The organism is Endozoicomonas sp. SESOKO2 (genome assembly GCF_024606245.1).
Classification (GTDB): Bacteria; Pseudomonadota; Gammaproteobacteria; order Pseudomonadales; family Endozoicomonadaceae; genus Endozoicomonas_A.
In genome coordinates, this window is the sequence record NZ_JAHHPQ010000549.1 from 1 (window position 1) to 1130 (window position 1130).

Sequence of the window (1130 nt, forward strand, 5' to 3'; positions counted from 1 at the left end):
CTGTTAGGTGACTAACGGGAATCTCGCTCCTTCAGGGGCGAGAGGATGTCAACAGTTTTATTGTCTGGATCAAAAGGCAAGCATTGATGATGAGTCCATTCGCATTTTCAGTAATAACTGCGTTATCGAAAAGTCCCGCGCTGCCGTCATTCTGATAAATAACGACCTGATCAATGAAACAGTGGCTGCACAGGTCAGGCAGTTGGAACAGTCATTTGAAAATGTACGTGTCCTGGATGTGTCAAAGCTGCTAAGTGAGGGCAGAGTAGCTGGTATGAAAATTACCCAGAATAAAAGCATGGAAGGTCAATTTTATGTGGAAGTGGATGCGCGTTTTTGCACACTCGAAGGTCATTATTATAACGATGGCAGGATAAGGCGTTATGTTCAGTTTCATGATGTTCTGGACATTTTTCAATTCGTGGCAATGTACCATTGTGATAAGGTCTGTGAATTAGTCGGCATTGAAACCAGCAGTCGTGGATGCATAAAAATCGACTGGGATATGGAGTTAACAGAGCCCATTGGCACTCTTAAATGCCCAGGTGGTTTTAGTGCTTTTATCATGGACAGTATCAGAGGGACAGAAGACGCCGGGAATAATGAGTTGACACATACTTTGATAATGGAGAACAGTCTGGTGGCGGTGACCAGACCACAGCACCCGATCATGGCTGATTCAGTTTGTCCGCACTATGTTGTATTCAGTAGATATACTAGCGCAGTCAGCAAATCATTCAATCATCCGCGCACTACTCCAAACTATGATGTCAAACAATTTTCCATAACTGGCAATGATGAGATCGCTTCCTTGAAGATGTTATGTCGTTTGAAAGAAAGAGAGCAGATTGCGGGTAATCTTGATCCTGCTAAGCCGCTGAACATCCGCTTTAATACAGGCACCAGCTGGAAGCAGAAAGTTGCTTTTCCATTAACTGGCATCAAGGCGGATCAAAGTCGGGTTCGGGGTGTCAGCTCATGGCAGGACAGTACGCCAATATCAGACTGAAAACAATACTTGTCAATAAGCTTATTTCCTGTTGAAGAGGACTTTCCCTTTATTTGTGAAATATCCGGTCTAGCAGCCTGTCGGACTTAAGCGTCCGTAGCGAGGATTGCAAGAAATTGAG

The 1130-nt window shown here is 44.2% G+C and carries 1 protein-coding gene; it reads left to right on the plus strand.

Annotation, left to right across the window (positions count from 1 at the left end; genetic code table 11):
* The first annotated feature begins 7 nt into the window (after positions 1-7).
* On the plus strand, positions 8-1009 hold the full coding sequence (locus tag KDK17_RS13445; protein ID WP_257255158.1) for a hypothetical protein: 1002 nt from the start codon (positions 8-10) through the stop codon (positions 1007-1009).
* Positions 1010-1130: the final 121 nt, after the last annotated feature.